This is a genomic window from Leisingera sp. (assembly GCF_982940295.1).
The window spans coordinates 1-6,457 of sequence record NZ_CEYXRG010000041.1; the positions used below are offsets into that span (position 1 = coordinate 1).

A 6,457-nucleotide genomic window follows, 5' to 3' on the forward strand; every position below is an offset into this window, starting at 1 on the left:
CCGGGCGGCGGCGCGCCGCTGTTCACCAAGGGCACGCTGGGCCTGGCGGCTGTTGCCGCTGTGGTGCTGTGGGGCTTTGCCAGTATCTACACCGTGAAGCCGGAAGAGCAGTCGGTGGAGCTGTTCCTGGGCGAGTATTCGGCCACCGGGCAGCCGGGCCTGAACTTTGCCCCCTGGCCGCTGGTCACCTATGAGGTGATCCCGGTGCGGGTCGAGCAGACCGAGAACATCGGCGCCGGCGGGCGCGGCTCGGATGCGGGGCTGATGCTGACTGGCGATGAGAACATCATCGACGTGGATTTCCAGGTGGTCTGGAACATTTCTGATCCGGCCCAGTTCCTGTTCAACCTGCGCGACCCGCGCTCGACCATCAACGCGGTGTCGGAATCGGCAATGCGCGAGATCATCGCCCAGTCCGAGCTGGCACCGATCCTGAACCGTGACCGCGGTGCCATCACCGCCCGGCTGGAAGAGCTGATCCAGGCGACGCTGGACAGCTATGACAGCGGCGTGAACATCATCCGGGTGAACTTTGACGGTGCCGACCCGCCCGAGCCGGTGAAAGACGCCTTCCGCGAAGTGCAATCCGCAGGCCAGGAGCGTGACCGGCTTGAGAAGCAGGCCGATGCCTATGCCAACCGCAAGCTGGCAGGCGCCCGCGGCCAGGCGGCACAGACGCTGGAAGAGGCCGAAGCCTACCGCGCCCAGGTCGTGAACGAAGCCCAGGGTGAGGCGAGCCGCTTCAGCGCGGTTCTGGCTGAGTACCAGAAAGCACCGGAAGTGACCCGCAAGCGCCTGTACCTGGAAACCATGGAAGAAGTGCTGGGCCGCGTGGACAAGATCATTCTGGATGAAACCGGAGGCGGCGAAGGGCAAGGCGTGGTGCCGTACCTGCCGCTCAATGAGCTGCGCAAGCCGCAGGAGGGCAACTGATGCGGAAATCGACTCTTCTTCTGCCGGTCCTGGTGGTTGCGGCAATTGCAGTGCTGTCGGCGATCTTCATCGTGGACGAGCGTGAAAAGGCGCTGGTGCTGCGCTTTGGCCGGGTTGTCGACATCAAGGAAACCCCGGGCCTGGCGTTCAAGCTGCCGGTGGTGGACAACGTGGTGCGCTATGACGACCGCATCCTGAGCCTGGAAGTCGGCCCGCTGGAGGTCACTCCGCTGGATGACCGCCGCCTGATCGTCGATGCGTTCTCGCGCTACCGGATCGCCAATGTGGATACCTTCCGCCAGGCGGTGGGTGCCGGCGGAATCGGTGCCGCGGAATCGCGACTGGACAAGATCATGCGGGCGCAGACCCGTGAGGTGCTGGGTTCCGTCAGCTCCAACGACATTCTGTCGTCGGACCGGGCCGCACTGATGCTGCGGATCCGCAACGGCGCGATTGCCCAGGCCCGCGCACTGGGTCTTGAGGTGATCGACGTGCGGCTGAAGCGCACCGACCTGCCGCAGGCCAACCTGGAAGCCACCTTTGCCCGGATGCGTGCTGAGCGCGAACGGGAAGCGGCGGACGAGATCGCCCGCGGTGAAGAGGCGGCGCAGCGGGTGCGCGCACAGGCCGACCGGACCGAGGTCGAGCTGGTCTCCGAGGCGGAGCGCGAGGCTGAGGTGATCCGCGGTGAAGCGGACGCCGAACGTAACGCGATCTTTGCCGAGGCCTATGGCCGGGACGCGGAATTCTTTGAATTCTACCGCTCGCTGAACGCCTATGCGAATTCGCTGCTGGCGGGGAACTCCTCGCTGGTGCTGTCGCCGGACAACGAGTTTTTCAACTACCTGAAATCCTCGGACGGCAAGACGGCGACGCAGTAATGGGGTTCGTCCTCCTGGCCCTCGGGCTGGTACTGATTGCAGAGGGGCTGGTGTACGCACTGGCCCCTTCGCTTGTGGAGCGTCTCTTGGAGATGCTGCGGATGCTGAGCGAGGAGCAGCGCCGCAATGCCGGGCTGGCGGCGCTGGCGCTGGGGCTGATTCTGGTCTGGCTGGCCTTCCTGCTCGGGTTTTAACTGGGCTTTGCGGCGCGCTGCGGCACACGCAGAATTTCAGCGAAAACGCAATCTTTCCCTGCTAGGGTGGCGGCAGCAGGGCACGCGTCCGCGGCTGCGGCCGGATTTCCGGCTCACAGCGGCTTTATTCCTTGCAACATTTGTTGCGGGCCGGGCGGAAGTTCCTACATTGGGTCCATAAGACTTTCCTGTGCATATCCGGCGTTTGCGCCGGGACGGGGGAGGAGAAGAATTAAACATGACAAGGAGTAGTTCCGTGCAGCCACAGGCAATTGCAATTTCCGGCCAGGCAAGCGGCAGGGGCGCGATGACGCGCATGATCTGGCTTGCGGTGCTGAGCATGGCGGTTCTGCTGATGCAGGCGGTGACCGCGATGGCCCGGCCCGAAAGCCTGGCGCCGCTGGCCGAGCGGGTGAGCCCGTCGGTGGTCAACATCACCACCACCACAGTGGTGGAGGGGCGCACCGGGCCGCAGGGCATCGTGCCGGAAGGCTCGCCGTTCGAGGATTTCTTCCGCGAGTTCCAGGACCGCAACGGCAATGGCAACCGGCCGCGCCGCTCGTCGGCGCTGGGTTCCGGATTTGTGATTTCCGAGGATGGCTATATCGTCACCAACAATCACGTGATTGATGGCGCGGACGAGATCGAGATCGAGTTCTTTCCCGGTGAAGGCCAGCCCAAGGAGCTGCTGCCGGCGGAGGTGATCGGCACCGATCCCAACACCGATATCGCACTGCTGAAGGTCAAGGCGCCGGCGCCGTTGAAATTCGTCAAATTCGGTGACAGCGACACCGCCCGGGTCGGTGACTGGGTGGTGGCGATGGGCAACCCGCTGGGGCAGGGGTTCTCGCTGTCCGCAGGTATCGTTTCGGCCCGCAACCGCGAGCTTTCGGGCTCCTATGACGACTACATCCAGACCGATGCGGCGATCAACCGGGGCAACTCCGGCGGGCCGCTGTTCAACATGGACGGCGATGTGGTCGGCGTGAACACCGCGATCCTGTCGCCCAACGGCGGCTCCATCGGCATCGGCTTTTCGATGGCGTCCAACGTGGTGGTCAAGGTGGTCGATCAGCTGAAGGAATTCGGCGAGACCCGCCGCGGCTGGCTGGGTGTGAAGATCCAGGATGTGGATGCTGACCTGGCTGAGGCGATCGGGCTGGACAAGGCGCGCGGCGCGCTGGTCACCGATGTGCCGGACGGCCCGGCCAAGGACGCGGGCGTGCTGGCCGGTGATGTGATCGTGAGCTTTGACGGCGTCGATGTCCGCGACACCCGCGGCCTGGTGCGCCAGGTTGGCAACGCTGAAGTCGGCAAGACCGTGCGCGTTGTGGTCTACCGCGAAGGCAAGACCGAAACCCTGCGGGTGACCCTGGGCCGCCGCGAGGATGCCGAGCGCAGCCCCTCCAGCCCGGAAAGCGGCAACGGGCAGCCGGATGCCTCCGAGAAGGAGCTGCTGGGGCTGTCGGTCGGCGTTCTGACCGATCAGCTGCGCAGCGAACTGAGTGTCGGCGAGGATGTTGAGGGGCTGGCGATCCTGTCGGTGGACGAGACTTCGGAGGCCTGGGAGAAGGGCCTGCGCGCCGGTGACGTGATCACCGAGGCGGGCCAGCAGAAGGTCGGCTCGATCAGCGAGCTGGAAACCCGGGTCGAGGAAGCCAGGGACGCGGGCCGCAAGTCGCTGCTCTTGCTGGTGCGCCGCGGCGGAGAGCCGCGCTTTGTGGCGCTGAACCTGTCGGAATAAGGGCCGCAAGGCACCAGTGTTAAACTGTCAAAGGCCGGGCGATTGCCCGGCCTTTTCCTGTTTCGCGGCCGCGTCAGGCCCGCTGCATGAACAGGAGGCCGCGGGTATCCTTCTGTGTGCGCCATTCCCCGGGCGCGGCGGCAAAGACCCGGCGGAAGTCTTCGAGATTGCGCGGCTCGTCGGCAATCAGCACCCAGCCGCCGGGGCGCAGGTGCAGCAGGCAGCGGGTCAGAACCGCCCGCCGCTCCGCTGCGCTCAGCATGTGCAGAGTGCGATCGAACAGCAGGATGTCGAAGTCCCCGTCCGGCTGCCACGTGATCAGGTCGGCGGCAATGCCGGTCACGTCCAGATCCTCCTGTGCTGCGGCGCGCCGCAGGTCGCGGATGCCATGCGCAGAGAGGTCGACACCTGTCACCCGGTGGCCAAGGCGGGCGATGAACAGCGCGTCGCGGCCCTGGCCGCAACCTGCATCCAGAACATGCAGGCCCGGCGCTTCCAGCCGCTCGAAAAAGGTGGTGAATGCAGGGGAGGGAGCGCCCAGGGCGTCCGGGGTGCCGCGGTAGAGTTTGTCGTAGTCATATGCCATGCGCTGCACCGTAGCGGCCCGGTTCCGGAAAGCCTAAGTGAATAATTTTTGAACAAAGAGGCGCGCCCTGGGGCAATGGCTGCCGGAAAGGGGAGAAGCGGCCTAAGACTTTTCTGAAAAGCCTTGGGCAAAAGTTTTCAAAAAACTTCTGCGCCTTGGGGGCTTCCTGTTCCGGGCCGGAAAGGGAAGAGCCATGTGCTGGCGGGCACATGGCTCTTGTTGGACAGGCAGCCATTGGGATGGAACGGATAATGGCTGTCCCTGATCCTGTTATGGAGCGGCCGCGCCATGGCTTCTGTAACCCGGATTACAGAGCGCCGGTTTTCTGCTCTTAGGGAGGCGGTTTACTGCGGCTCAGATGGAATCCGGTTCCGCCAGAACGGCCAGTTCGGTGCGGTCGAGGATCTGCACGCCGCCGCGGCTGATGCTGACCAGCCCGCTGCGTTTCCAGGCGGCCAGGGTCTTGGACACGGCTTCGCGGGTGGCGCCGACAAATTCCGCCAGTTCCGCCTGGGACAGGGCAACCCGCCCGTCGCTGTCACCGGGCGCCAGGTACAGCAGCTTGCGCGCCAGCCGCACCGGCATCGGCAGGAACACCTGCTCGTTCAGCTGGGTGTTCATCCAGCGCATCCTTTGGCCTGCCAGCCGCAGCAGGTCGGCGGCCAGGTCGGGGTGCTGGCGGATCTGGTCCAGCACGTCGCCGCTGCGCAGGCGCAAGACCCGGCTGGGCTCGGCGGCGATGGCGGTAGCAGTGCGCTCGCCCGGGTCAAAGAGGGTGATTTCGCCGAACACGGCGCCGGGGCGCATCATGTCGAGCGACAGCTTGCGGCCCGAGGCAGAGAGCACCGAGAACTCCAGCGCGCCTTCGGCGATCGCATAGAGCGCATCGCCTGCATCGCCCTGTTCGAACAGGACCTCGCCTTGGCGCAGGCGCACGTCGGTGGCCTGGCTTTCCAGCATCCGGCGCAGCGGGCCCGAGGCGCCGGAGAGGAAGCCGGAGTCCGGCAGGCGGGTTTTCAGCATGTCCATGCCTCTTTGCATCTGGGCCCAGTCTGACGGAGCTTAGCAGAGGCATGGTCACCGGGGAACCGGGGAACTGGACAGGCAGGTTCAGCCTGCCACCGCCACCAGCCCCAGCTTGCGGGCGGTGTCCAGGGACAGGGTTCCGCTGTCCAGCCCCAGCGGCGCCTGGTAGCGCTGCACGGCCCTGCGGGTGCCCATGTCCATCTGGCCGTGGACGGGGCCGCGGTAGAGCCCGCGGGCGGTCAGGGCGCGCTGGATGGTGCGGATGAAGTCCGGGGTCATCATGGCGGGGCAGGGGATTTCGAACCAGTGCTCCTGCCGCGGCGTGACAATCTCCTGGCTGGTTTCGGTGCGGAAGGCGGCGGGGCGGATCACCTGGCCGCTGCTGCCGAGCTGGGCCGGCGCGGCCAGAACCTGGCGGGTCACGGTCTCGATGACGGCGGGAGAGGTGTGCTTGCTCCAGCAGGTATCCGGCGGCGCGCCGGGCGGGGCGTAGCGGCCGGCCCGGGAGACTTCGCTGCCGGTCTGGGGCTGAACGCAGGCGGGCAGGACCGCCAGGGCGGCCAGCAGCAGTGCGGGCGCGATACGCCGGCAGGTCGTGAAAAGGGGTGGCGTCATGCCCGGATGCCTTTGTCAGCGTGCCTCAGATCGGCGCCCCGGTCCGTGCCGGGCGCTTTTGCTTTGGCGGCAGCCTAGCCCAGTTCCGGCCCCGGCGCAAAGGCCGGATCGTCCTGGCGGCCCTGATCCGCCAGCAGGAGGTCGAGCATGGGGGAGATGTCCTCGACCGTTTCGGCGATCACATGAGTGACCGAATGGGCCCGCTGCAGCCGCCCGGTGACTCGCAGCAGCCGCCCGGAGATCACCGCGCGGCGGAAGGCCTCGTAGATCTTGCGCCAGACGATCACGTTGACGACGCCGGTCTCGTCCTCGAGCGTGACGAAGATCACCCCTTTGGCGGTGCCGGGGCGCTGGCGCAGGATCACCAGGCCTGCGACGGTGACGCGGGCGTTTTCCGGCGGCTCCTGCAGCCGGGCGGCGGGCAGGCAGTGCGGCGGGCGCGGCCAGGGCCGGGCGCGGCCGGGCACGGCAGGGCATG

8 protein-coding genes are annotated in these 6,457 nt (G+C 66.4%); 4 read left to right on the plus strand and 4 right to left on the minus strand.

Features of this window, described 5'->3' with window-relative positions; translation table 11 throughout:
- From hflK to AC4HIX_RS20670, 4 genes are all read left to right on the plus strand, one after another.
- Positions 1–933: FtsH protease activity modulator HflK (gene hflK, locus AC4HIX_RS20655; RefSeq protein ID WP_490400327.1), on the plus strand; the 933-nt coding region annotated here is incomplete at its 5' end.
- Positions 933–1,814 carry a protease modulator HflC gene (hflC, locus tag AC4HIX_RS20660; protein WP_475050883.1) on the plus strand — a complete coding sequence of 294 codons (882 nt, stop codon included), beginning with the start codon at positions 933–935 and terminating at the stop codon, positions 1,812–1,814. The genes hflK and hflC, both read left to right, overlap by 1 nt.
- On the plus strand, positions 1,814–2,008 hold the full coding sequence (locus AC4HIX_RS20665) for a DUF2065 domain-containing protein (protein ID WP_259958806.1): 195 nt from the start codon (positions 1,814–1,816) through the stop codon (positions 2,006–2,008). Before hflC ends, AC4HIX_RS20665 begins: the two co-directional genes overlap by 1 nt.
- Positions 2,009–2,315: 307 nt before the next feature.
- Positions 2,316–3,752, plus strand: a complete 1,437-nt coding sequence (locus AC4HIX_RS20670; protein WP_490400328.1) for a Do family serine endopeptidase — start codon at positions 2,316–2,318, stop codon at positions 3,750–3,752.
- Positions 3,753–3,825: 73 nt separating this feature from the next.
- Here AC4HIX_RS20670 and AC4HIX_RS20675 read toward each other — a convergent pair whose 3' ends face one another.
- The 4 genes from AC4HIX_RS20675 to AC4HIX_RS20690 all read right to left on the minus strand — a co-directional run bounded on the left by AC4HIX_RS20675 (position 3,826) and on the right by AC4HIX_RS20690 (position 6,446).
- Complete coding sequence (locus AC4HIX_RS20675; RefSeq protein ID WP_490400329.1) at positions 3,826–4,338, minus strand: class I SAM-dependent methyltransferase; 513 nt, start codon at positions 4,336–4,338, stop codon at positions 3,826–3,828.
- Between the two features lie 354 nt (positions 4,339–4,692).
- The gene (locus AC4HIX_RS20680) at positions 4,693–5,361 is read right to left on the minus strand and encodes a Crp/Fnr family transcriptional regulator (RefSeq protein WP_475050886.1); all 669 of its coding nucleotides are present in this window, start codon (positions 5,359–5,361) and stop codon (positions 4,693–4,695) included.
- Between the two features lie 87 nt (positions 5,362–5,448).
- On the minus strand, positions 5,449–5,979 hold the full coding sequence (locus AC4HIX_RS20685; RefSeq protein ID WP_490400330.1) for a peptidoglycan-binding domain-containing protein: 531 nt from the start codon (positions 5,977–5,979) through the stop codon (positions 5,449–5,451).
- Between the two features lie 74 nt (positions 5,980–6,053).
- Positions 6,054–6,446 (minus strand): OB-fold nucleic acid binding domain-containing protein, encoded by a 393-nt coding sequence (locus AC4HIX_RS20690; protein WP_490400331.1) that lies wholly within the window; start codon positions 6,444–6,446, stop codon positions 6,054–6,056.
- Positions 6,447–6,457: the final 11 nt, after the last annotated feature.